Annotated in this window: 30 protein-coding genes; 17 read left to right on the forward strand and 13 right to left on the reverse strand. The window is 58.0% G+C overall.

The window, feature by feature from the left end:
* The first annotated feature begins 114 nt into the window (after positions 1–114).
* Positions 115–1,878: a right-handed parallel beta-helix repeat-containing protein gene (locus M1L36_RS17630; RefSeq protein ID WP_250875050.1), complete on the forward strand. Its 1,764-nt coding sequence runs from the start codon at positions 115–117 to the stop codon at positions 1,876–1,878.
* A gap of 95 nt (positions 1,879–1,973) precedes the next feature.
* Here the strand turns inward: M1L36_RS17630 and M1L36_RS17635 are convergent, their stop codons facing one another.
* Positions 1,974–2,855 carry a hypothetical protein gene (locus M1L36_RS17635; protein WP_250875051.1) on the reverse strand — a complete coding sequence of 294 codons (882 nt, stop codon included), beginning with the start codon at positions 2,853–2,855 and terminating at the stop codon, positions 1,974–1,976.
* Between the two features lie 232 nt (positions 2,856–3,087).
* Between M1L36_RS17635 and M1L36_RS17640 the strand changes: the two genes are divergently transcribed.
* Complete coding sequence (locus tag M1L36_RS17640; protein WP_250875052.1) at positions 3,088–4,056, forward strand: HNH endonuclease; 969 nt, start codon at positions 3,088–3,090, stop codon at positions 4,054–4,056.
* Positions 4,057–4,060: 4 nt separating this feature from the next.
* Complete coding sequence (locus M1L36_RS17645; RefSeq protein WP_250875053.1) at positions 4,061–4,516, forward strand: hypothetical protein; 456 nt, start codon at positions 4,061–4,063, stop codon at positions 4,514–4,516.
* 143 nt (positions 4,517–4,659) lie between these two features.
* Here M1L36_RS17645 and M1L36_RS17650 read toward each other — a convergent pair whose 3' ends face one another.
* Both M1L36_RS17650 and M1L36_RS17655 read right to left on the reverse strand, forming a co-directional pair.
* Positions 4,660–6,600, reverse strand: a complete 1,941-nt coding sequence (locus M1L36_RS17650; protein ID WP_250875054.1) for a hypothetical protein — start codon at positions 6,598–6,600, stop codon at positions 4,660–4,662.
* A complete protein-coding gene (locus M1L36_RS17655; protein ID WP_250875055.1) occupies positions 6,600–7,700 on the reverse strand; it encodes a hypothetical protein in 1,101 nt (366 codons plus the stop codon). Before M1L36_RS17655 ends, M1L36_RS17650 begins: the two co-directional genes overlap by 1 nt.
* A gap of 145 nt (positions 7,701–7,845) precedes the next feature.
* On the opposite strand from M1L36_RS17655, the gene M1L36_RS17660 reads away from it, so the two are divergent.
* The 3 genes from M1L36_RS17660 to M1L36_RS17670 all read left to right on the forward strand — a co-directional run bounded on the left by M1L36_RS17660 (position 7,846) and on the right by M1L36_RS17670 (position 9,170).
* The gene (locus tag M1L36_RS17660) at positions 7,846–8,100 is read left to right on the forward strand and encodes a hypothetical protein (RefSeq protein WP_250875056.1); all 255 of its coding nucleotides are present in this window, start codon (positions 7,846–7,848) and stop codon (positions 8,098–8,100) included.
* A 148-nt stretch (positions 8,101–8,248) separates the two neighbouring features.
* Positions 8,249–8,935, forward strand: a complete 687-nt coding sequence (locus M1L36_RS17665) for a P-loop NTPase family protein (RefSeq protein WP_250875057.1) — start codon at positions 8,249–8,251, stop codon at positions 8,933–8,935.
* Complete coding sequence (locus M1L36_RS17670) at positions 8,922–9,170, forward strand: DUF8156 family protein (protein WP_250875058.1); 249 nt, start codon at positions 8,922–8,924, stop codon at positions 9,168–9,170. Before M1L36_RS17665 ends, M1L36_RS17670 begins: the two co-directional genes overlap by 14 nt.
* Positions 9,171–9,402: 232 nt before the next feature.
* On the opposite strand, the gene M1L36_RS17675 is transcribed toward M1L36_RS17670, so the two are convergent.
* From M1L36_RS17675 to M1L36_RS17700, 6 genes are all read right to left on the reverse strand, one after another.
* Positions 9,403–9,801, reverse strand: coding sequence for a hypothetical protein (locus tag M1L36_RS17675; protein ID WP_250875059.1), 399 nt, complete (start codon positions 9,799–9,801; stop codon positions 9,403–9,405).
* A gap of 46 nt (positions 9,802–9,847) precedes the next feature.
* On the reverse strand, positions 9,848–10,909 hold the full coding sequence (locus tag M1L36_RS17680) for a hypothetical protein (RefSeq protein ID WP_250875060.1): 1,062 nt from the start codon (positions 10,907–10,909) through the stop codon (positions 9,848–9,850).
* 1 nt (position 10,910) lies between these two features.
* On the reverse strand, positions 10,911–11,618 hold the full coding sequence (locus M1L36_RS17685) for a hypothetical protein (RefSeq protein ID WP_250875061.1): 708 nt from the start codon (positions 11,616–11,618) through the stop codon (positions 10,911–10,913).
* 504 nt (positions 11,619–12,122) lie between these two features.
* Positions 12,123–13,292, reverse strand: a complete 1,170-nt coding sequence (locus tag M1L36_RS17690) for a hypothetical protein (protein WP_250875062.1) — start codon at positions 13,290–13,292, stop codon at positions 12,123–12,125.
* A gap of 97 nt (positions 13,293–13,389) precedes the next feature.
* Positions 13,390–14,205, reverse strand: coding sequence for a hypothetical protein (locus tag M1L36_RS17695; RefSeq protein ID WP_250875063.1), 816 nt, complete (start codon positions 14,203–14,205; stop codon positions 13,390–13,392).
* Between the two features lie 183 nt (positions 14,206–14,388).
* Positions 14,389–15,285, reverse strand: a complete 897-nt coding sequence (locus M1L36_RS17700; protein WP_250875064.1) for a DUF8159 domain-containing protein — start codon at positions 15,283–15,285, stop codon at positions 14,389–14,391.
* Between the two features lie 308 nt (positions 15,286–15,593).
* On the opposite strand from M1L36_RS17700, the gene M1L36_RS17705 reads away from it, so the two are divergent.
* The 8 genes from M1L36_RS17705 (at position 15,594) to M1L36_RS17740 (ending at position 18,570) form a co-directional block, all read left to right on the forward strand.
* Positions 15,594–16,070 carry a hypothetical protein gene (locus M1L36_RS17705; protein ID WP_250875065.1) on the forward strand — a complete coding sequence of 159 codons (477 nt, stop codon included), beginning with the start codon at positions 15,594–15,596 and terminating at the stop codon, positions 16,068–16,070.
* Between the two features lie 297 nt (positions 16,071–16,367).
* Positions 16,368–16,715 carry a PadR family transcriptional regulator gene (locus tag M1L36_RS17710; RefSeq protein ID WP_379820478.1) on the forward strand — a complete coding sequence of 116 codons (348 nt, stop codon included), beginning with the start codon at positions 16,368–16,370 and terminating at the stop codon, positions 16,713–16,715.
* On the forward strand, positions 16,712–16,963 hold the full coding sequence (locus M1L36_RS17715) for a hypothetical protein (protein WP_250875067.1): 252 nt from the start codon (positions 16,712–16,714) through the stop codon (positions 16,961–16,963). The genes M1L36_RS17710 and M1L36_RS17715 overlap by 4 nt, the downstream gene beginning before the upstream one ends.
* A complete protein-coding gene (locus tag M1L36_RS17720) occupies positions 16,960–17,298 on the forward strand; it encodes a hypothetical protein (RefSeq protein ID WP_250875068.1) in 339 nt (112 codons plus the stop codon). Before M1L36_RS17715 ends, M1L36_RS17720 begins: the two co-directional genes overlap by 4 nt.
* Complete coding sequence (locus tag M1L36_RS17725; RefSeq protein WP_250875069.1) at positions 17,288–17,431, forward strand: hypothetical protein; 144 nt, start codon at positions 17,288–17,290, stop codon at positions 17,429–17,431. The genes M1L36_RS17720 and M1L36_RS17725 overlap by 11 nt, the downstream gene beginning before the upstream one ends.
* Entirely contained in the window at positions 17,428–17,826 is a 399-nt protein-coding gene (locus M1L36_RS17730) for a hypothetical protein (RefSeq protein WP_250875070.1), read from the forward strand. Before M1L36_RS17725 ends, M1L36_RS17730 begins: the two co-directional genes overlap by 4 nt.
* A gap of 93 nt (positions 17,827–17,919) precedes the next feature.
* Positions 17,920–18,234 (forward strand): hypothetical protein, encoded by a 315-nt coding sequence (locus M1L36_RS17735; RefSeq protein ID WP_250875071.1) that lies wholly within the window; start codon positions 17,920–17,922, stop codon positions 18,232–18,234.
* 120 nt (positions 18,235–18,354) lie between these two features.
* Positions 18,355–18,570, forward strand: a complete 216-nt coding sequence (locus M1L36_RS17740) for a hypothetical protein (RefSeq protein ID WP_250875072.1) — start codon at positions 18,355–18,357, stop codon at positions 18,568–18,570.
* Between the two features lies 1 nt (position 18,571).
* Here M1L36_RS17740 and M1L36_RS17745 read toward each other — a convergent pair whose 3' ends face one another.
* Complete coding sequence (locus M1L36_RS17745; RefSeq protein WP_250875073.1) at positions 18,572–19,801, reverse strand: tyrosine-type recombinase/integrase; 1,230 nt, start codon at positions 19,799–19,801, stop codon at positions 18,572–18,574.
* A gap of 1,238 nt (positions 19,802–21,039) precedes the next feature.
* Positions 21,040–21,237 (reverse strand): hypothetical protein, encoded by a 198-nt coding sequence (locus M1L36_RS17750; RefSeq protein WP_250875074.1) that lies wholly within the window; start codon positions 21,235–21,237, stop codon positions 21,040–21,042.
* 368 nt (positions 21,238–21,605) lie between these two features.
* Between M1L36_RS17750 and M1L36_RS17755 the strand changes: the two genes are divergently transcribed.
* The 3 genes from M1L36_RS17755 (at position 21,606) to M1L36_RS17765 (ending at position 23,201) form a co-directional block, all read left to right on the forward strand.
* Entirely contained in the window at positions 21,606–21,938 is a 333-nt protein-coding gene (locus tag M1L36_RS17755) for an ArsR/SmtB family transcription factor (protein WP_250875075.1), read from the forward strand.
* A 61-nt stretch (positions 21,939–21,999) separates the two neighbouring features.
* On the forward strand, positions 22,000–22,311 hold the full coding sequence (locus tag M1L36_RS17760; protein ID WP_250875076.1) for a DUF8036 family membrane protein: 312 nt from the start codon (positions 22,000–22,002) through the stop codon (positions 22,309–22,311).
* 176 nt (positions 22,312–22,487) lie between these two features.
* Positions 22,488–23,201 carry a ferritin-like domain-containing protein gene (locus M1L36_RS17765; protein WP_250875077.1) on the forward strand — a complete coding sequence of 238 codons (714 nt, stop codon included), beginning with the start codon at positions 22,488–22,490 and terminating at the stop codon, positions 23,199–23,201.
* On the opposite strand, the gene M1L36_RS17770 is transcribed toward M1L36_RS17765, so the two are convergent.
* Both M1L36_RS17770 and M1L36_RS17775 read right to left on the reverse strand, forming a co-directional pair.
* A complete protein-coding gene (locus tag M1L36_RS17770) occupies positions 23,191–23,388 on the reverse strand; it encodes a hypothetical protein (protein ID WP_250875078.1) in 198 nt (65 codons plus the stop codon). The two genes, M1L36_RS17765 and M1L36_RS17770, sit on opposite strands and share 11 nt — an antisense overlap.
* A gap of 363 nt (positions 23,389–23,751) precedes the next feature.
* Positions 23,752–23,950: helix-turn-helix domain-containing protein (locus M1L36_RS17775; RefSeq protein WP_250875079.1), on the reverse strand; the 199-nt coding region annotated here is incomplete at its 5' end.

The following is a 23,950-nucleotide window of genomic DNA, read 5'->3' on the forward strand; positions in this document are numbered from 1 at the left end:
ATAAGCTGGTTGACGGCGGGTCTATCGGAGCGGTCTCACGGCCGGGATTCTTCAACTGTGGCCACGTCTGCTGGCCCAACCACGCGAAGCGCAGCGACAGCGCCGAGATTTTCCATGGAAGGACACGACATCGCCTTCGACAGCACCGTTCACGCGACCGACGACCTCGGCTGGGACCCCGACGGCGAGGAGCCAATCGACGTCCCGACCGACGACGGCCTACTCATCCTGGTCCCCCCTGGCGAGTACGCCTTCCCGCTCGACACGGGCGACGAACCGGCCTGCGTTCGCGGGGACCTCACCGACTGGGGTATCCGAGGCCTCGGCAACGACCCTCGGGACGTCACCTTCCGCACCGCCAGCGGTGAGTCGGGGTATTTCATCCGGTCGGGCTACAACTCCGAGGGCATCCTTCTGGAGAACCTCGCGTTCGACAACACCGATGCTCGCCAGGGTGGGGACATCGGCAACTTTCTGCAGGCCCAAGACGCCGTCGAGGTCCACGACGTCGACCACGTCGGTTTCTCGGGACGCGAACCGTACTGTCGGTGGTCGATCCTCCCGGCAATCAAGTCTGACGACGGCGAAGCGAACGTCGTCAACTACACCAAAACGGGGCCGTCCGTCTTTGCGGGCCACGGGGCGAGTGACGGCGGTGGCGGCGTGTTCGACCACGAGGGCCACGTCACCTTCCGTGATTGCGAAATCGCGAACCAGGGCGGTGACGGCGGCCTCTACACCGGCAAGCACAACGGGAGCATCGTCTTCGAGGACTGCGAGTTCCGGAACAACGACATGGCGGCCATCCGCACGGCCGCGGGCTCGGAACTCCGCAACTGTGAGATCGTCATCGACTGGGAGAACGCCCACCCCGAGAACGTCATCGACGACGCCACACCGCCGACGGGGACGATGGGCATCTACTTCTCGAGCGCGCAGTACGGCAAGTCCGGCGGAGGCATCTACGACAGTACAGTTCGTCTGTTGTCGACGTACGACACCGCCATGGCGGGCATCCTAATCAACCCCTCCGACGGAGCCATCGACCTGCACGACACCACCGTCGAGACGCATCTCGACCAGCGGCCGGTGTGGTTCATGGACCCACGCGAGCAACGCTTCGACAGCCACACGACGCCCGCCGAGCCATGGGGTGTTGACATACGCAACCTCACGGTGGCCGGTTCGGGTGAGTGTCATGGGCAGGCCGCGGTCATCCTGGAGGGGCGCCACGGCTCGACGATCGACGGGCTGACCATCGACATGCCCAATGCGCCGGCTGGCCTCAACGTCCGGGCGAGCGAGGACGTCGAACTCGGCACCCACGACATCAGCGTCGATGGGGCAGCGATACGGGGTGACGTCCGGACCGATGGTGGTGGCAATCGCGATTCGGACGCTCCACCGAAGACGCTCCAGTTCACCAACGAGGGCGCCCAGCGGGCGTTCTACTCGTTCCGAGCAGCGTCGACACAGCCTGATGAGGACGTACCCAGCGGCCAGACGAATCATCACCGCGACGAGGGCGGTGCTGGGGGCTATCTCACGCCCGGCGAGACTCACACCTGGCGCGTCGCCGAGCAGCCACACAACTGCTCGCTGGTCGGCGACGTGGCAGTCACCGTCGAGGGGGAGCCGCTGGAGGACGTCCCACCGATGGACACCCCCGACTGGTCGAACGACGAGTTGGCGACCGCGTGGGGCTACCCATCCGAAGCGCCCACCGAGGAGGACAGCACAGAGGAGGATATCGAAGCGCTGCGTGAGCGGGCCGAGGACCACGAAGCCCGCCTCGACGCCGTCGAAGAGGACGTCGAGTCTATGCAGGAAGACCGCCGCTCACTGCGCAATCGTCTCGCGGCGCTGTTCGGTCGATAGTCACGAGTTTTCACACGAAATGCGGTGTGTCCCCCTCTGGGGATGGTCAACGAGTTCCAGACGAACTGGAGGGGGTGAACGAGTAGCGACGGCTATCAGCTGTCCTCGTCGTCGTCATCCTCGTCATCATCGTTACCCCACCATCCACTCAACACGTCTCCGGCTTTGTCGACGAGGTCTTCGCCAGCGTCCGTTGCCGCATCCACACCGTCTTCGATGGCGGTCGCGCCGTCGTCGACTGCTTGGTCGACGTCGATGTGGCCATCGACTTCTGCCATCCCGTTGATTGCAGTCTTCTCGGCCTCGCTCAGCGTCTTGTTCGTCGCGTTCCGGAGTTCTGAATCCTCCTTCAGTTGCTCACCGGCGACATCGGCGCTGTACTCGGCCGTCTTTTCGATGACGTAGGTAGCCGTGTCGACGATCTCCTCGCGGATGAGCCAGTGGACCTCGCTCAGCATCAGTGCGTACGCCTTCACACCGATCTGCCCGCGGAACCGATAGAGGAGGTGCCGAGAAAGCGCTCCGGTGAGCTCGAACGAGAGCCGATAAGGGACGCCGAACTCCGACAGTGCAACTTCACCGGCGAACACTGCAGAGGCAATCCCCAGTCGCTCGAGATTCTCGTCGGTGGGGTCCTGGTCGTACTGTTCGGCTGCCTCGTAGAGGTTCTGCCCGCTCGCGATGAGCGGGAGATAGTCTCGGATCCCGCGCGTGTTGTCTCTGAGCACCTCGACAGCGTCTGGGCGAAGGCCGGTGTCGAGAAGCTCGTTGAAGACTGGAATCAGATACGCCGCCTGGTTGGTCGCACGCCAGGTCTGGTATGGCATACTCTCGATGTTGTCGGCATCGATCGTCTGGAGCGCATCTGCCTCCTCGATATCGAGGATTGCTGTGGCGAAGTGCGTGGTCTGTCGTGCTCGAGTCGTTGGGTCGCTCGAAAACTGGTTGGTGAAGATGCCGTCGATGACGGACTTCACGCGGGCATCAGGCTGACCCGTCGTTGGGGGAGGGCTGGAGGACGAGGCGCTCGCAGTCGAGGCGACGCTACTGCCGCCAACGGCGACCGCGAGGCCCTGCAGGAACTGGCGTCGAGTGTTCATTCCCTAACAAGAGAATGTAGCGAATTGGTGGCAATAAGTGTTGGGTGGCTGTCGTTCTGGAGGGTGCTGTTACGAAAGTTACATTGTCTGATGGCAGATTCCACGTGGTGTGCCCGTCCAAGCAATCAAAGATTGGCTTCCACATCTTGAGAGGAGGGCTCAAGAACGGGGAATCTACGTCGACACCGACATCGACAGTCGCATCTTTCACTTTCATCTCGGCACCGACCCGGGGGTAGTCGGGAAGGTCCGATACTCTGCAGAGGAAAGTCGGAACTACACCAACGACCAGGGGCTGAGCCACATCTGGCATCGGTACAAACCGGAGAAGGAGCTCATCGAGGAAGGGTCCGACCGGAAGGTCGTCAACATCACACTCGACGTCTGGGACAAAGACGAGTTCGACCCCGAGGAACACCACTTCCTCTTCCTGACCGAGCAGATGATCGATCAGGAGACGTACTCCCAGGGCGATCAGAAAATCCACATCCTCGGTGAGGCAGAGTACGACGGACCACTCTCGACGTACGTCGATGACTGGGAAGCGCTGTTCGAGTACGCTCTGGCTTCTCGAGAAGGACCACAGCCGACACCGTCGGCAACCACGGGGCCGACATCACCGCCCGACCGTGAGCCAACTGACCCCGCAACGTTGCCCGCCGATACCAGCGGGACTGAAAGCGAGCGCTCGGGGACCGATATCCGAATCAGCAAACAGTTCAAGCGAGCGGTGTTCGATCACTACGACGGAACCTGCCCACTGACCGGTATCGAACACAACGAGCTGTTGACCGTCTCGCACATCCTGGGCCGGGCAGACCACCCCGAGTCAGCTGAAGACATCGAGAACGTCGTACTCCTCGATTGGACCCACCACATGGCGTTCGACAACGGGCTCTGGACGTTCGACGAGACTGGACGCATCTGGCTCCGTCCGGGGTTCGACACGGCCAGCCAATCACTCTGTTCGTCACTGGTTGAGCGCCGGGGGGAGAAGATCCAGGCGCTCGCACTCGTTGGCGACCAGTTCATCGAACAGCACAATGATGGCCTGGAGTGGTGGCCGCCACAGGGGTGATTCGATGTTAACTCAGAACGCGCGCTACCTGCTCGAACACGGGCCGAGTGTGCTCGTAGATCTCCCTGGCGAACAGGTCTACCCACACGACCGCGAGGACGGCGTCCGAACGTTCTCACTGACGGGGTCGGCTGCCTCGTCGATGGGTGGGCCAGTCACGATGGTCGCCTACCACGTCGAGCACGACCGGACCGACGTATTGCGAGCCTTCTACGAGGAGAACCCCCGGCTCGTCGAGACCAAGTCCTATCGGGCGATTCAGAAACTGCTCGGGAAGAAGACCTCGGGATGGAAAGACGCTTCCCGAGAGATCCGTGGGGAGTTCTTCGACGAAGAGGAGATCGTCACGCCGCCTGGAACTGAAGACGCCGACGGTCAGGAGTGCCCCCGCTGTGGTACTGAGTTATCGTTCAAGGGGTTGCCGGCACACCTCCGTAGTGGATGTGACGCTGGTAATTGAGCAGAGTGTCGGTATCGATGAACAGAGAGCGTATATCTACCTGATTCACTCTCTCCCGATACTTCTAAACTAGAGGGGAACTCGCCAGACGCGCTGTGATCATCGCAGTCGTATTCTAACAAAAATCATCTTTTTACGATTGCTTATTGCGGAACGCTGAGCAGGCCGACGGCTCCAAGAACGCTGAGTAGGCCAGCGGTTCGAAGAAGGCTGAATACGATCACAATTAGAAGTAAAGCGAACACGCCCGTGATAGCATGTCTTGCGAAAGGGACGGTGCTAGAGTACTGTTGTGAGTCTCGGATGAGGAGTGCAAAGGCTGGTATGACGGAGAGCGCGGCCCCGATGTACGGAGCGGTTAATGGGGGATAGACAGAGAGTGAGAAGGCTGCGATGGTGAACCAACCGACTGCAAGAATGACATAGAGCCGGTGAAGGTATTTGACTGCCCAGATGACTCGGGTACGGGCGGCAGTCACGACAGCATTTTTCTGTTCTATATGACCCCCGTCTGTTGAAGGTTGGGTCTGGTCAGGGCCTTTGGGCGAACAAAGCCAGCGGAGTTCTTCCAGTAATTTTTGAAACCAGCCGTTCTCATAGTGGAGGTCGGAACGGATGGACGAATAGATGAGCTCCCGTTCTCTGTGGGCGTCTTCGTACTCGTCGAGTCCTGCCCGAGAGGTGTCGTATATTTTCGTGTACGTTGAGCGGAAGTTCGATATGCTTTGGTCGATGTTTTTATCTGTGTCCCTCAGCTCTGCGGCTGTGATTGGAAAGTAGGCGAGCAAGCCGATTGAAATAATGAAGAGGGAAAATGGCAAGGTTTGGCTGATGTCGCCCCAACGAATAATCAAGAATGTATTTGTGATGACTGCTGCGACGAGCCCGTAAATGATTGTTTTGACTTGATTGTTGACCGACCGTGTGAGGTCTGTCAAATCATCACGAAGAGCATCGACCAATCCATAGAGTTTGTCGGCAGTTTTAGTTGCTTCAGCTAATGTGTCTTGTAGTGCGCCCTCTTCGAGGATGTCGAAGTACTTCCTGATTTGACCGCAGTTGTTTGGGATGTCTGTATGTGAGTTACAACTCCGAGAGATGGCTTGCAACCAGTATTTTTGGAGGTTTTTAGTAGGGACCTCGTGAAACCCAGAAATGAGGTGAAATACGTCTGTCAACTGATCTGCCTGAGGCGTGTACTCCGTATAATCGACGACCGATGTGAGCGGTGGGTCTTGGTTTGAAATCGTGTATTCCCATTCCTGCAAATCGCGCGACGTGGGTGATTCATCTGAGAGCGCCCTGAATGTTGTGTGCAGAAACGTGGTTGAGAATAGGTCCCGAACCGGCTGCCCATTGAACAGTAACGGGTGTTGTGACTGGTCAAAGCTGCGTTCTGTCCCCCCATGTGTATAGTTTACTGTCCTACCAATCGGGTTGTCTGGTCGGGTGTATTCCTCACATACCCTGTCTACCGCTGATAATGATGCGATGGCAATCCAGGAGGACTCGGGTTCGAACCCAATGTCTTCGTCCCCAATAAACAGTAATTGCGGTTGCTCTGGATCGATATACTGGTCTTCGATGTCTTCTGGGTTTTCAGTTTCTAACCAATCAGCCAAGACCCCTCTGGCAGTCCAGACATGGGCCGTAGCAGCGATGTCGTGAGTCTCTCCAATCGAGCGGCTGAGGCCTTGTTTTGTTATTTCACAATCAATATTAATGGATTCGTCGCTACCAACTACGTCGATAAAATCATCGATGAGCGATGAAACACGGTCCTGATTTTCTGAACCGTTTGAGAAGTCCTCATACTGTATTGATTGGCGGGGGAGACCATCTGACGAACGGATACCAACGCCATTCGTTCCGATTTCGAGTTCGATATTGGAGTGGGTTGCTTCGATGGTTCCGCCGGGATCGAACCAGTATGGGAATTCGGCACAGGTTGCGGCCAAGTCTCTAAGAAACTCATCTACTTCAGGAGTCACTTCGGACTCTATCTCGACTCGTATGATTGCGTGCGTCTCCGCGTCGAGATACGAGGGAGTATTCTTGAGAAATTTAACCGCGGTGGAATCCATTATTGGTTATTTTCGTTTGTGAGCCCTTGTACGTCATCTGGTGAGTCGTACGTGCTAATATTGGGGAACAATTCGATGTCTTCGTCGTCATCTTCGATCCCGTCGCTTTCGTTCACGTGGCGGATTTCAGGACGGCCTTTGGTGATGATGATATGGTGCCGACCATCGCTGTCACGGACAATGTTAATCCCGTTCCTTTCTGCGAGTTCTTCGATTGTGAATCCAACAACAGAACTCTCTCCATCTGGGCTGACCATGACCTCAAGGTCAGACAGGTCTGTGTATACGTCAGGGAGTTCGTTTAGAGGCTGAAGTTCGGTTACCTCGTCTCGGGCTTGTTTTACCTCTTCCAGTCGGCCTGCGTCATCCGCCTCTTCGTCGTCGCTATCGCCTTTCCAAAGGAGTTCATTTGCCTTCAGTTCCGCTTCCAATTGGGCGAATGTACTCCAATAATTCGCGTGTCTCCGTTGATAGACGGCTGCACGGTCCTCGTGGAGATAGATCTCTCCCTCTGCATCTTCGCCGTCTGTTTCTCGTCGCGCGAGTGCTGGATATACCAACCCTTTCTCCATACGCTGTCGGACTACTTGTTCCGCCGGGTCAAGGATCTCATCTGCGCTCGGTCGGTAAGCATCTGAGAGGTGGACCTCCTGAATGACTGCGACTCGGTCTGTGTCAGCGTGTTGTGAGTCAAAGCGAAAAAAGAACAACACTGCATCTAACGCGAAATTGGTTTCAGAATATCGGGTTGCCAGTCCCTTGGCAGCATCAGCAAACGAATCGCTGTTGTATACCTGTTTCAGCGGGTGTTTACTGCTCTCTTCTGTGTCACCATCGGATTCTCCGTCATTTCCAGCGACTGATTCAAGCGTGTGAATGCGGGCTCGTGAATTTTCTGCTGTATGGAACTTTTTCGTCTTCAGCTTTGACAGAGTCCCTGCCAACCGTGATAGGATTTCGCTTTGGTCCAAATCATTCTCGTCGTCAGTGACATCGACTCCTTCCAGCGTTGACTCGTCAAGGTGTACAATTTCCTCAACTGATTGGTCGTCTGAACCAGTGATACAGTTATATTCAGCAAATTCAGTGACGGTGACCATTCTGTCTTTAAAACATCTTCTTATTACTAAAGTCTATTTCCTTGTACGAGGGTATCATAGGTCTCTTCTCACACCGTACTTGCGGCACTTTCTGGATTGTCTCCACGTTCGTACATTCGCTGTCAGGTCCATCTGTCGCTATCCTATGGCGCTCCAAATCGTCGGGACCTGGTCGGGTGAGCGGCGATTCCTCCTCGTCGACGAGTCCGACGTCAATGGCGACCCACTGCCGGGCGACATCGAGGCGCGCATCCTCGATACGGATACCGGTGTGCGCCACCCACCGCAGTTGCTCGGGTCGATTGTCGCCCACGCCCCATACGTCCAGCCCAACAATGGGGCCGATGGCGAACTCGAGGAACTGCTGGCCAACGTCGACGTCAGCAACCGGCCGCGGTGAGGAGCGACAGTATCGGAAGGGAACCCGGAAAGGCTCGCTTCCTAGCAACGTGATACAGAGTGCTTCTCTCCCGGCCATTCAGCCACAATCGGAAGAATCGGAAACGACCCGATAGCGTATATCCGGGCTGTCGCGCGTCTGTCTGTGTATGGCATTGGAGTTCGACGTCGAGGGGGTGCCGGTGTTACCAACACTGCAGTCGGAACTCACACTCCTCGATGGCCCGACGCGCAAGACCTGTCTCGTCCACTCGCTGGTCGTCGACCACCTGTTGATACACTCTGGACACGCCGTGTGGGTCGACGGCGGGAACGCGGTCGCGACCCAACCGCTGCTTGACCTCGTCCCATCACAACGCTTCCTCGAGCGCGTCACGCTCGCCCGCGGGTTCACCCCGTGGCAACACCAGTCGCTCGTCCGCGAGGCATTGTTGGAACAGCTCGACGAGCAGACGCGGTTGGTCGTCATCACCGATATCGACCGGCTGTACCGCGAGGAGGTCGACGAGCAGATGGGCGGGCGGATGCTCGCTGCCGTACTCGACGTCCTGGAGACCATCGCCCACGAGCGCGAGATTCCGGTGTTGGTCACGCGCTCGACGAACGACAACCTGACCGAGCGCGTCGAAAAGTCCGCGGACCGGGTGTTATCGATGATGTCGACCGACCATGGCCCGCGGTTCGTCGACGATTCAACGAATCAGTTCGAGACGCTCGTCTACCGCGAAGGCCAGTGGGTCCAGACGACGATTTCCTTCTGGGTCCGGGTGCTCAACGAACGCCAACGCGTGCGCGAGGAGATTCGCCAGGAGGTGCTCGCTCATGGGGCGCACTAATCCGACGTATCGAGACTACCTGGGCTCGCTCGAAGAGCGGTGGTCTGACTTTCGGCGTGCCCTTCGGCTCGAAGCCCAGCCCGCGTACGACGAATGCTGGGCCCACGCCCAGGCGCACGCGCACGCCGGCGGGATGGTGAACTACACAGACCCGATAATCACCGCGCTGGTCTCGATGCACGTCGAGCAGCAACGCGAACTGATGGAGTTGCGTGAACAAATGGAAGGTGAATAAGGCGATTAATCCCAGTGATGAATCACTAATCTCCGTCAGGCCTCGTCATTTGCGTTTCTTGACCTAGCTCATGCTGTTCCCTTTGGTTTGCTCGAGGTCGGCTACTCGAAAGTTATGCGGTCGGAACGTCTTATTGGATGGCGGAGACCGACAGATACGGATCTCAATCGGGCTCAAACGACAGAGATGTATTTCGACTGAATGTAAAGAGGTCGAGTGTCGGGATTACTGATTAAACAATCGCCATGCTTTCATCCAGAACAAATGAGAACTTCACAGAGAAATCATTAAGTTCTGTACACTCCAATTCTGTGGTATCAAGCTTTTTATCCCCGAATTCGCTTGCGTTCTCTTCATAAGTTAGATACTGCTTGGAATAATCAACATCTCCGATAATCATGCTGACTCGGTAACCCTGCTTGCTCTTTGAGATATTACGTTTGATAGCGCTCAGAGCCTCTTCGTACGACTTCATAACCATCTCAAGACTTGCATTCGGAACTCTGGTTGTGAACCGAATATTCCCTCCGTCGTCAAATTCTATTTTGCCATCTGGCAAATTCACAAGTATCTTGCCAGACCGTTCTCGGGTCACCTTTGACTCAGAGACCTTGCTCTCTTTCAGCGTCACATCTTGCTGTTGAGCGTATGAATTTGGCACGAACTGAAATGTGACTCTATTCATGACCCTGTGTGCTCGTGTCTTGCCCCTCCATTTCACTCAACATGATATCAATCTGTTGTTGGGCCTGAGTTTCTGTCGCTGCTGTTTCTTGTTCTAAATCCATCAGCTTCGATAGCTGCTCATCCGCTAGCTCCTGTGCCGACTCTACGGCATAGGGGTCAGACCCTGGGCTTTTACTTGCACGATTTCCCAATTCTCGGATTATGTCTCTCTCCCTTTTCAGGCGGGGAGTGTCTGGAGCGTTTGATGAGTAGGACTGGCTGATGTCTTTGGCGTTGGCCTGAAGCTCGCTCGTCGACATGGTTTCGGCCGAAGTAGCAGTGCTTGAACCACCATCAAGTCGAAAGCCAATTTTTTCCTCTAAGTCCGCTTTACGGATTGCCCCCGACGATTCATCACTTATCACATCTAAGATTACCGCCATAGGCCCTCGGAACCTGGTTGGGGAGCATTTTCGGAGATAATTCTCCAATTTGGCCTTCAGTTCTTCTTCGCTCGGCGTGTGTACCTCCAACCCCCACAGTGGACGATAAAGCGCATCAATATCATCTGCGTCATCAACTTCCTCGTCATTCTCTACGACTGAATTTGAGTTGACGCCAGAGAGCAGATTGGTGATGTCTTTTCGTCCTCTTTTTTCCTTAATCACTTCCCAATGTGTTCCATACCGCAACGAAGCAGTGTCCTCGGCAAACCCGCTTATCCTACTTGAGACTGCACCGTTTGTCACCAAGTGATAGAATGATTGGTCCTTCTTTCCAGTTGACGCATGCTTTTCCGAGATACGATAAAATTCAGGGAAGACCTCACTCTTGAATTTGTCGCCCCACTTGAGCTCTCCTGCTTTGATATGCTTCACCTCAAAGAAGTGATCAACCGACCCACCATCGCTCTCCATCCGAAAAGCAAAGTCAGAATCGTACCGTTCGACGTGGAGTGTCTCTGGTGAGTGGGGAAATATGTCTGGGTAGTCAGTAATGAAGAAGAATGCAGCAGCTAAATCCTGAAATCGAAACCCACGTCGCGGTGCCGCTCCGCCAGCTTCATCTGCCATTCTAACTATCGTCAGACTCCTTACCATCGTCTTCGGATTCGGCAATTCCTACAGACTCTGGATATTCGCTCACCGCGTCGGCAAGTTCCTGTGCAACCTCGGCAAGTTGTTTTGTGGTTTCTTCATTCACATAATGGAGGATATCCTCTCCGAGGTCATCGCGCGCTGAATTTACTTGCTGAAGGAAGTGCTTGCTCAGGACTAATGTGTTCTGAGGATCGCTGCTTATCAGAACCCGCTCGTCGTAGTCTTTTGTAATTTCGTGATGGAATATTGGTTGACCGCTACGATATCCCGAATCTGTTTTGACATTACTCCACCAGTCGTTGCCTTTGTAATGCCGGTTGACTCTTCTAGTGAGAATGACGCTGTATTTCGATTCCAACTCCGTTAGAAAATCAACTAGTTTGTCACCGTCCTCGAATTTCTCGAGTAAGGTGTCGGCGAATTGAGGTTGGAAATATACTACTGCATTTACTATAATCTCAGCTAACACCATCGAATCTTCGCCCTCAACCTCTGGATACAGAACGCCCGACAAGTACCGAAGAGACGTGTCGAGTTCGTTAAATCGTAAATCTGTATTTATCGTCTGCTCGAAAACATTCCGAACTTCCTCTTTGTTGTCCAGTATTGCGTCGAGATGCTCCCGTAATGTTTCCATCCGCTCTTCGTCAAAGGGATACTCCTCTTGAGGTTCGACGCTCATTGAACCTATTGACAATCTCACTTGACAAAAGGTTTGAGAAGTAGAGCCGCGTTTCAACCAGTTTTCTGTAACTGTACTTCGACAGGGGGAGACCCTTCTAAATAGGCGACAAGCGGTTTGAGTTGCTCATACAGTGACTAAGTGGTTGAAGAAAGAATAGACTCTGGGATGAAAACGGCCGGGTACTGTGCGCCAAGTAACCATCACACTACTCGCTACTCGCTACCTCCTCGAGGAGCAGCGCTCGGCCACACGGACAGTTTACGCTAGTGCGTCTTCGCGTGCGAGACAGGCCGAGCACTCCGCGTCATCCGCGTGCCCGACCATCATCAGCCGGCCACAGTGCTGGCAGGTCGTCCCATACAGCGTGGTCATCGACTGACCTGCTCGGCGGCATAGTCGGCGAACGAGTCGCGGACCTGACCATCGGAGGTGCGGACGTTGTTCCGGACGATGTGGGGGACCTCCTCCCACGACTCGTACGGGGAGTCGGCTAAATTCTACTTAGCCTGTTTCGAGATATGTCTTGGTCAATTTCGTGGATTTTTGATATAGGATTTGGTAGGCTCTGCACAGCCAGACCAACAACGTAGTCGGGATAGAGGCGATAAAGAGCACTAACACGATTGCGATCACCCATGAATACTGGCTCACATAATTTGGCGCGAGGAAAAGAGCTACTGCTGAGAGAACTAGTAGTAATCCAAGTAGAGAAATAATTGATACAAATAGGTGTGAGGTAATAGTATTAGTGTCGAAATAGTGCGAAATTACTATCGCCAACACCACAAAGATACCAAGGATTGCTGCTGCACCGGTGTCAAAGGGGAAGAAGTGTCCACTTTCCACCCATGTCACTGTATTAGCCACGAAAAATCCCATTAATACCAATTGATAAATCGCCGGTATCGTATTCAGAGAGTTCAGTACATCTGACAATCTTGTGAAGTCTGCGAACGCTACAAAAGAACCAACCAATACCACCATTACACTGAGGAAAAGCGAGAACATCACAAATGGCTCGTCAATGTATGATAAAATTAGAAAGTAGATCAGAGATATGGCAAAAGTGGCGACCGAGTTTCTCAAATAATACAGTATTTTTCTCCACCCAGACTCCAGATTATAAAGCATTTCCCCGTTGTGTATGTATGATGATTGGTACTCTTGGATATACCCACTAGATGGAGACAGAGTTCGGCTTGTAGAGAAAAACAATAGGTTTTGACGTTTCAGCCCTGGCATGTGTGAGGAAGGTACTTGTATTTTGAGTGCAAAAACGGCTGGTGACAACAAAAAGTACAGAGTCAATAGTGCTAGTCCGAAGCCTCCGAACATTAATAACCAAATAAAGTGCTCACCCTGTTGTTGTTCCATGACGGTTACTGCGCTAGAGAATTTGACTCCCAGTTCTGCAACCCGCTCGTTTGTTGGGATGATTGCAATCTCTGGGAGTATACCTGTTGAAGATAGGGTCAAACCGACCGAAAGAACCCCAATAATTGTTGCTACATAGACTCTCATCAATTGTCCAGCTTTGTCTTCTATCCGGTGAATGGAGGTAATTTGGTCGTCAATCGACCGCCTCAACTCCTCTCTCTGGAATTGTTTCGATGTGGTTTTGTGCCATTTTTGGGTCGGCTTTGAACTCCCTTCAGACTTACCCGGAGCCATTGTCTCTAATTTTCACTTTGTCATTTAATAGTGCTGGTCTTTCTCTCCTGGCAGAATATGTTCTGCTAACTATGGTGACGAATCCCCGTTCACAAAACTATCCTGTGAATCTGGAGGTGAGTCTTTCTGTCATGGGATTCAATCCAAAAGCCCAGTAAGGAAAGCCAAATCCAGCGACCAGTCCGGCAAAATGCCCAAGCGTGTTCGTCGACGTCTTGGGGTCGGTCATGAAGAACCCGGTAAGCCAGACGGCAAAGGCGACCGCCATCCCGACGACGTACAGTAGCCAGTAATCCGAGCGCCCCCACGCTAGGAGATCGTCGTGGGACCACACCATCACTGCCGTCACGACCAGACCAGGGACACCGAGGATGGCGACTGTGGTCAGTGCAGTCGCGAGGTACCACGTCGAGTAGGACATCAACGCGACCGCCCCGGCAATGGCGAGCAGCCCTGGGCCGAGCGCCCAGACCGGATGGGGGCCGTCCTCCTCGTGGTGAATCGCAGCGAACAGCACGACGATGAGGAAGCCGACAAGCGCAGAGGTAAATCCCGAGAAGCCGACGGCCGTGATGTCGGCCTCAAGCTTGAGTGAGAACGCGCCGACGAAGAACGGGATGGCCAGTATGTACGCGCCCATCGTGACGAAGAACTCCTCACGCCACTCCGCGAGGATGACCAGTGGATAGATCACCGCCATGAGCATCCAATAGCCAACGACGTTGTTGACGAGGTGCCAGAGAGAGGTGTGGAGATAGCCGCTGGCGAACGTCTTCCAGATGGTGGTTGGGGAGGCGAACACTGAGGAGGTGGTGAGGTTCAGCTCCCAGGCCGAAGTTCCGGGAAGAATCCAAAGTCCTGCGAGAATCATCGGTAGGAGAATGTAGACTAACGCGATTTCGAACCATTCCATTTCGCGGGTAACCGATATTACCCTGTTAGCCGCATCCCTGAATCCTATCGGTTCTTTTTTGCTGCGTTCATTGATTACTCCCCCTCTCGACATATACAACACTGAGAATTTCTACTATTTGAATCACTTGCCCGGTAAACATGATTTGCGTGGTCAATCGAGGAAGTGATTCGAACGGAGGACTCAATATACAGACGCATCGGTGGCCAACTCGTAGTCGGCGACCGCACTCCAGTCGTTGCCGAGGAACGGGAGGTCGAACTGCCACTTCCGACCGGCGGCGAGGTTTGTCGTGTTATCAATCGAATCGCCAACCTGGACGCCGTCAGCGTCGAGGAAGACAATGGTTACTTCTGCGTAGTCAAGGGTGGTATCGGTCGTGTTCTGAGCGATGCCGCGGACACCTTCACTGTACTCCTCCTGATAGGGTCCGTGTTCGAGGATTTCGAGGGCACCCTGTTCAGAGCTACCGTTGTTTCCACCCGACGATGTCCCATTGACCTCCAACGACTCGATAAGTGTCTGGCCGAACTCCTCGTTTGAAATTTCGCCATTCGCGAAGGCTTGAGCCATGTCTGCTTCGAGTGAGAACGTCCCCGCGACCGAGCCGTCGCTGGCGAGGATAGTTGCGTCGAGTCCACTCGTTTGCCATCCGTCATCGACGAGTGCAGCGTACGCCCCCGACACCGTCCCCATCTCCTCAACGATTTCCGATTGCGTCGTCGCAAGCATGGTATAATCGATCTGGGCACGGTCGCCTTCAACGGCGACCTCCTCGACAGAAATTCCCTCAGATTGCAGGAACTCCTCGAACATCACCTGATAGTCATCCCCGGAGAGTTCAGTGCTGGGCGTGTCCACAATGGGAGTCTCAGTCGATGCCCCAGAGCCAGTCGTCGCTTTCTCAACTGCCTCGCTTGCCGTCCGTGCTGCGGTTTGTGTGGGCGTAGAGGGTTGCGTTGTAGAGGGAACCGACCCATCAGTGATGTCGCCTGGTGCTCCGTTGTCCTCGCTCGAACATCCCGCGAGCACCGTCACCGAGAGGGTGCCGGCTGCTGCGAGATAATGTCGCCGATTCATAATTATTGCTCAAGGGCGGGAAAGAAAAGTGTTAGGTGAAGTGGAATTTCCAGTGTCTAGATGCTGCTCTACACTTCCCCCAGTGAGTAGTCTGCGCCACGCTCTGACGAATTTCTGGGGTTCGCGACGCTGGATATGGTCGAACCGGCGACAACACCCGGAAATTCCGGCAATGTTCTGGCGAAGTGCTCTCGAGGAGTCTGAGTGAGTAGAGAGCCCCTCTCCGGCGGTTCGGCACCCTGTATCGGAACTTTCGGAAACGACCCCCTCAGCGCTTTTACAGTTCGGATTGTCTGTCCAGAAGCAATATGGAAGACACGGCGGGACGAGCGAAGGAATCAATCATAGTCGTCGGGGAGCGCAGCGTCTTCGGCGTCGAACTCTTCGTTCAAATACGCCACTCCCTGCTCGGTGAGTCGGAACAAGCCATCGTCGACGTACTCAACGAAGCCGTGTTCTTCGAGATCACGGAGTCGCTTGCCAGCGTACTTTCGGCCAATATCGACTCGGGCAACCATTCCATCGCGCGAAATTGCTTTGGGAGTCATATTGCCCATATCGCGAAGGCACTCGAGAATGGCGTCATCGGGTGGACTCATCCAGCGGGCGCGCTGTCGCATCTCTTCTGCGCCGTCTGCGTGAGCGACACTCATATGAATGCTGATACGTACCCCAACGGCATCCAGTGGCAAAAGTATGTATGCCGATGGCACCATGGAGGTGCCAATGGGGTAAAGTTATGTGCATCCCGTACTCACTGGAATATGGAAGTCGCTACGCCCTGACTGACCGCGCCCAGTAAAACGGGTGCCCATGGTAGGGCTGTACCTCGGTGCGCCAACACCGGGGAGCGACTTCCGCCCGATAAAGGACGAAGTATGCTCAGGCAGATAGAGGGCGCCGGCCCTGATAAGCGCTGAGGAACGTTTCGCGGTCGCGAAGCGTCAACCGAGCGTTAACTTATCAGGCGGTCGGTCGCTCCGCTCGCCGGCATGCTTCTCCTTCGCAAAACGGTGGAACCCATGCGAAACAACACCGTCGGCGGGCAAGAACCCACCGACACGACGGAGAAGCACAGCCCCATGACCACGGCCCTGAGCGCGTTTCAGGTCCAGTGTCTGCGCGTCATCGGCCGACTCGATGCCGAGCGTGAGCAGACTCCCTACGGTCTGGGTATCAAGCGCGAGCTCGAAGCCCGGTACGGCCAGGAGGTCAATCACGGCCGCCTGTACCCCAACCTCGACGACCTCGTCGAGGCCGGCCTCGTCGAGAAGACCGCACTCGACAAACGCACCAACGGCTATCGGCTCACCCAGCGTGGCCGGGACACTCTCCTCGACGGCCTCGATGCCTACCTCGAGGACGTCGCCGCGTTCGACGGCCACCACGATCTCGACGCCCACGTGCGCGTGGACGGTGATGCGTCATGAGCGTCCACGACGATGACCCGACGCTTGGCGACCTCGCCCGTGCGGCAGTCCGAGCAGACATCAGCACGAACAGCCATCGTGTCGCCGAAGGCTACCTCACGGCCGACGAGCCCGCCGGGCCAGTTGGCCTGGACGTGCTGTACGCGGTCCACGCCGAGGACGGTCCCGACCGGTTCCGGCTCGGTGAGAAACGCCCTGGTCGGTACGTCGATGCTGGTGAGGCCGACTTCGTGGAGGTCCGGCGATGAGCACCGAAGAGTGCTGTGAGGACCAACTGCGAACCCCACTCGCACGCGAGGTCGGCGAAGCCATCGGCGAGACCGAGATTGAGACCGGTGCGGTCTGTCTCGAAGCCGACTGTCTGTTCCGCGTCGACTACGAGGCGACCTGGCGAGAACTCGGCAGCGAGACGCGAACGAACCTACGAAGTGTAGCTGCCAGTCACGCGACGAGACAGGCCCATCGGGTCGCCACACTCGGCCTCTCGCTGATGGACCCCGAGTCGGCGGTGTTGTTCATGCGAGAGGGCACGCCCCGGCCACTGTACTGCGCTGAGTGTCCGCGAGGTACCGATGACGAGTAAGTCCGAACTCGTCGACGAACTCGGGCGCATCGCGAAGGGCCACGTCGTCGAGACCGGCGACGTCGACGAGACGCTCGCGGCCATCGACGAGGTCCGCGGTCGGGTCCAGTCCATCGCGGGGGAGCGTCCATGAGCACCGAGACGACCCAGGCGACGACCTCACGTGTCGAACATCGCATCGCCGCGGTCGACATGCCCGGTGCCGAGCGAGTCCTGCGTGCCGTCCGTGGTGAGCCCGCCGCTCCGAACGGTCGGGACTACCTGACGGTGCTGTTCCGCCAGCCCAACCTCGTCGCATGTCTCCACGAAGACGAGGACCGGACCTACCTGCAACGCCAACCCGACCGGTCGGCGTTCCAGCGGGCTATCGTCCGCGATGGCCACGTCGAGGTGACCGACTTCGGCGTGAGTGGCGCGTCGATCATCCTCGGTGGTGACGTCGAACTGCTCGCCGCCGAGGCCGTCGACGTCTTCGAACAGCCCGATGCGGACCGCCGCGGGCAGGGGTTCGGTGATGTCGATGGCTGAGTGCAAACGCTGCACGCGGGCGAGTGAGACCGTCGACGAGACGGGGCTGTGCATCGTCTGTCGTGACCAGCAGACCGAGGAGGCCGAGTCGTGATGAGCGTGACCCGGCCCAACCAGTTCCGCCAGCAAGACGGCCACGTCCTCTCCGACGGCCACGCCCAGTATCGCTGGGACTGTCGCACACGTGAACGCTGGACCGGCTACCCGGTGCGCGTTGCCTGGCGAGAGGCCATCCCGGTCGTGACGCCGAAGACGAACGGCATCGCCTACTGCCGACTGCACGAGCGCTCGCGGATGGTGCTCGTCGCCCGCTGGGGCTTTCTCAAGACGGTCGTTCCGCTCTGGGACTTCACCGAACGCGCCCGAGAACGCATCTGGAGACAGGTGCGGGAGGCACGCGATGACTAACGACGCCAGCCTGTCGCCGGTCGGCTGCGAGGCTGCCTCGAGGCACCCGACGATACTCGCCGTCTCGAGGAGGGCGGCGACCGCCTCTACAGCCACGGGAGCCGTTTCTGCCTCGTCGCGGTGGGTGAGGACACGCAACCGGCCATCCACGAGGGGGTCCCGATGAGCCGCGTGCAGACGCCCGAGCACAAGTCCGCAGCGGAGGTCATCGACGAACACCGCGACCTGTTCGAGGCCATCGCCGAGATGGACGACCTCGACCCCGAGTTCGCCGAGGATTTTGGGGCCGCACCACTGCGGTATGCCGCCGATCACCTGGAGGCCGGCGATGAGTGAGTCAGTCGTATTCGAGGCCGGCCCGCGCCTGGGGCTGGTCGTCGAGGAGTTCGTCGAGTTCGAGCAGTCGCTCGAAGCGGTCCATGTCGCCATTAGCGAGACGGAACATCTCTCGCAGGCGGTCGTTCTGGTCGGACGCCTTCGCTGCAGCCTCCGGGCTGAGCGCCTGCCCACACCAGACACATTCGTCGCGTTCGCGGGGCGTCTCCTTATCGCAACGGGGGCAGGTCAGCGGCGCGATTTCCTCGGCCTCGTCGGTCTCGACCTCGAGGCCATGGATCTTTGCGTACTGGGCCTCCGCTTCGTTCCCGAAACGGGCGACATACCGAGCGACCCACTGACTACCCCGGGTTCGCCCCTGGCGGTCTTCGATGAGTGCAGCGTTCGCGCCTTGGCGAGCGAGCCACGAGGCGTTGGACTTCCGGAACGCCGTGGGCGTAACGGGCTTGTCGAGGCCCGCACGCTTGGCGGGTTCCTTGAACATCTTCAGGTACGACTGATAGGACATGCTCTCAGGCGTGGTGAGCTTCGACCACAGCGGGGCATCGTGGTCGTCACGGCCTGGATGCTCGGTCAGCCAGCGCCGGACGTACGGAATCGACGGGATGAGGTCGACCGAGCGTTGGCCCGTCTTCCCGTCGACGAAGACACGCAGGCTGTGTTCGCCCTCGGTGATGTCACCGACGGTCAGCGTCTCGAGCTCGCCACCGCGAAGGCCAGCGTCGAACTGCAGTGCGATGGCCGCCGCGTCGCGCGGGTTGCGCGCGTGGTCGATGAGTCGGAGGACGTCGGCCTCCCAGCGCAGCATCTCGGCGGGGTTCGGTGCCGGGTTGTAGTTGCGCGGGAGCGTCGTCGTGATCCACGACAGCGCGTCGGGGACCTCGCCGTTCCCGACGGTACGCTTGCCGAACATCCGCAGGGCGACGCGATAGCCCTGATTCGTCTCGGGGGTCTCATCGAGGTCGTACTCGCGATGAATCCAGCGGACGACCACCTCGGCGGCGTCACGGTCGACACAGGCGTCGGCGAGGTCGGTGTCGGCCTGTTCGCTCATGCGGATGCAGTGGCGCAGGAGCTTGCGCTGTCGGTAGTGGCCGTAGGTATCGCGCAGCAACTGCATCTCGTCGAGGAAGGCGAGCAACGCCTCGCGGTCGGCTTCACACCCACCCCGGTCGCCAGCCTCCAGTTTTCGCCGGAGTGTGGCGACGTCCTCGCTCGGGTCGCGTGGCATGGTTCAGAGGTACTTACCGCAGATTGTAAACCCATGGTTGACATCCCACCCTTGGCTCTCTGACGACCCGCCGAGCCGACGAACGTCTCGGTCACCTCTCCGATCACCTCCCGACGTAGTCCTGGCCGTCGCGTCGGACTGTCACGAGTCGCCGCCACCAGACTACAGCTCCGAGCGAGCGCTACGGGCCTCGGGGGGGACTCCTTCGGCATTCCGACCCACCCTTCACTCCTCGTCTCGGTGTCGCCCTCCGAGCAGCACGGTCTCTCCAACCGATGGTCAAGCGTCGGAGGTATCCGTCGCGGTCGTCTCTACCGTGGTTCGGTTTCCACCGGCGTCCTCGACGAACGTGACGTGGTTCGCCCGATCGCGGTGGCCGACGGCTTCGACGCGGGCGATGATCGCCGTCGTCCAGTGTGACGACGAGAACAAACAGTCCAGACACCGGGCGCGAAACGCTCTGTTGTTCTCGTTGGGCATCGGTCGGACGAACGCGTCGGGGTGTCGTAGTAAGACACACTGTTCCGGTGGTAGCGGACCTGTAACTACGCCTAAACGGTCCGACGGCCGCCACGGGGCAGTGGGCGACGGCGGCGACAATGAGAGAGTGACTCGCCACCACCCCGCTGTTGCTCCCCGAACCGTTTCCGAATACCCCTAGACGTTTGTTCAGTTAGTGAAGCCGATTCTGTGACATCTCTAGCGATTCCGTCCGAAGGTGAGGGAACTGAAATTACTGGACTGTCTAGTTGGTTCGCCGGTATTTTCCCAGATTTATTCTAGAAATTCATCACAAAATTGCAAAGAACACAATATTTTTACCCGGTGGTACACTGGAGCAGAGTGGGGTGGGACTCCCTCAATTTGCCAACCCACCCCTTCGGATCGGCGGCCCGTCGGGTCGTCGTCCGTCCGTAATCCTCGCTTCGAGTGACGACCTCCGACCCGAGTGGCGACGCGCGCCTCCGTCGTTCACGTGGTAGGGGCCTGTGTCAGCGCCGCCGCTGCCGACCTCGTCTCCGTGAGAAACGCGTTTCTGAACCCGTCGCGACCGTCGGAGTTCGCGCGAGGATGCAGGTGGTTCGACGGGGTCGCGACGGAACGTGCCTCTGACACCCGGTCGGTGCGGTCCCCTGTCGACCGCCACCAGAGGGTCGGGGCGGAGACGGGTTCAAACCCCTCCCGTTCATGTGAGGTGTCAGTTCGTCGATGGCTGTGAGCGGGTCGGGCAGTCGAGACTACGACGGTGCTCGTTCGGTTCGACCGACGACCATCGGGTGGTCCGTGACCGACCGGTGGACGTCGGCGAGTTCCGTCGCGGCGTCCTCGGTCGAGGCACTGCCACGGAACTCACATTCGGTACAGGCGAGGGTCCAGTCGTTCGTGGGCGTGACCACGACTGTAGTACCGTTCCCGCGAGGGTACGTCGACTGCATGAGTCCGCGTGTAGTTTATAAGTAAACGTCCGTCCGACGAACGGTGGTTCGCTCGTCATCGCGACGGGAGTGCCTCGACGTGCCGAGGGTCTCCCGGTCCCGTCTCTCCCGGAGGGTGTGTCATCCAAATCGAAGTGACACGTCTTTATGGAGTGTGTTTCCTTAGCACCGGTTGCCTCTCGGCGTCCAACTCGGCGCCACACTCACCGACTGGCTTCACTTGGCCATTCCGATGGGGCTTCACCCGTCGTTGTTGGCCCGGGGTCGCCGAGGGGGTTTTTCAGAACACGCTCGCCCGAGGAGCGCCAGCGTCGTCGGCCGATGACCAATCTCTATACACCTCCGCCCTGTGGTGTGCGTAAGCAATCATGGAGGCGGTGTTGTGGTACGTGTTGACCGGGACTCGTGGCGGGCCGAACCGCGCACGGATCCTTCGAGCGTTGCACGCCCGCCCACGGAACCCGAACAAACTCGCGAACGACCTCGACCTCGACTACAAGACGGTCAGACACCACCTCGACGTGCTGGTCGACAACGGCATCGTCTCCGCCAGCGGCGACGAGTACGGTGCCGTCTACCTCCCTTCGGAGCGCGTCCGCCAGCAGTGGGAGACCGTCGAGACGGTGCTCGTCGCGGCCGAGGAGTCGACCGACGACGAGTCCGAGAGCGACACCGACGACGGAGTGAACACCAACGAATGACGACCGACATGGGCCAGATTTGGGAAAGACACTATCGTACCGGAGCGAGGATGATTAGGAGATGAGCGGTCTGGTCGACCTGTTTCGAGTGCTCTTCGGGGTGAACCTGCTGTTGTTGCTCGCCCTCACGAGCGTCTGGCTTCGGAACTACCTCGAGTTCCGTTCGAAACACACCCTGGGACTGGCGCTGTTCGCTGTGTTCCTGTTGGCGGAGAACGCCCTCGGTCTGTACATGTTCTTCCTCGACGACCGTTTGACCGCGTGGCTCCTCGACCCCGCGTTCGTCCCCGAACCGGCCCAGATAGCGATGCTCTCGCTTCGTGCCCTGGAGACCGTCGGCCTGACGTTCCTCCTCTGGGTCACCCTAGACTGAACGCCGCCGTTCGTTCTCCAATTCGATAAACTCTTCTCGGAGAATAGTTCTTGGATAAAGGAAATTTACGCGACGAAGGAGACATCCGTACAGTTGTCGGTCGAAATTGGGTCACAATTCGGCAAATGCTATTCAAACGGACAGTCGTGGTCTCGAATGCGCGAGAGCGTACCACAATGACCGACGACAACACACCCATCACGCGGGTACTCGACGGCGCGAACGACATGCTCACCGACCGACGCAGCTTCATGAGCGGTGCGGCGAAGCTCGGCGTCGGCGGGGCCCTGCTCTCGATGACGGGCATCGGCAGCGCAGCGGCACAGGACGACGACACCGAGGAGGTCACCGACATCGACATCCTCAACTACGCGCTGACGCTCGAACACCTCGAAGCCGAGTACTACACCCAGGCACTCGACCACTTCAGCGAGCGGGACTTCGAGAGCTTCGGCAGCCCCGGTATGATGACGTTCGACACGAACCTGCCGCGCTACGAGACCTACCAGAACTACGAGAAGATTCGCGACCACGAGATCGCCCACGTCGAGACGCTGACGCAGGTCATCGAGGACCTCGGCGGGACGCCCGTCGAGGCCGCCGAGTACGACTTCCCGTACAACGACATCCACGAGTTCGTGGACCTCTCGGCGACCATCGAGGACGTCGGCGTCTCGGCGTACGCCGGCGCGGCTCCCATGATTCAGAACTCCGACCTGCTGTCGGCGGCGCTCTCCATCCACAGCGTCGAGGCCCGTCACGCCAGCTACATCCGCCTCCAGCGCGACGGCGGGTCGCCACCGTTCGAGGGCCAGGAGGGTGCGTTCGACCCCGCCCGGACGATGGACGAGGTCATCGCCATCGCCAGTCAGTTCATCGTCAGCGACTGACGTCGGCGTCGTGGGGCGGTCGGAACTCGAACCGTTCGCACCCGCGGGCGACCACGAGGAGGACGAACGCGACGAGCCAGAGCGTCACGGTCGACTGGACGCTCAAGCGCGAGAGCGCGATTCCGACCAGCCCCGCCAGTTCGAGGACGACGGACAGCGCGACGAGGGTGCTGACGAGGGAGTTCATACAGACACTCACGAGATACCGACCGTTAGTTACCGCCCGACGAACCGGTGGGTAAGACGGTCGCTAACGGATTTAACAGTCGAGTAACGAGTTTCGCGGCCACACGGACGCGTGGGGCGCGGTGGGGGCGCGCCCTCGTCCGTTCACAGGTGGGTTCCCGGCGGTCGCCGGGTGGCTCCCGACACGTCCCGTTCTCGCGAGAGCCGACTCCAACTTCACCAGCCATCCGTTTAGCTGTACCGTCCGTCGGTTTCCGAGAGTAATCAGTAGAAGGGAATCCACCGAGAGCGTTCCGACGACCCCGAAACTGCCTTGCACGTGCAAGTCAGACCCCGGCGAGCGCAACCACCTCGGAGTGGGTCGTCACCACGAGGCGACGAGCGCCTGCATCACCTTCGCCTGGGCCTTCCGGAGGTGCTCGGCGGCGGTCGCGGGGGAACAGTCGAGGGTCGAGGCGACGTCGGCGACCGTTCCCGTTCGCGGCGTGGCGAAGTAGCCGACCCGGACGGCGGCGACGACGGCCTCGGTCTGTCTCGTCGTGAGTCCCGGGTCGAACCGACCC

Source organism: Halomarina rubra (genome assembly GCF_023699475.1).
In the GTDB taxonomy this organism is placed as follows: domain Archaea; phylum Halobacteriota; class Halobacteria; order Halobacteriales; family Haloarculaceae; genus Halomarina; species Halomarina rubra.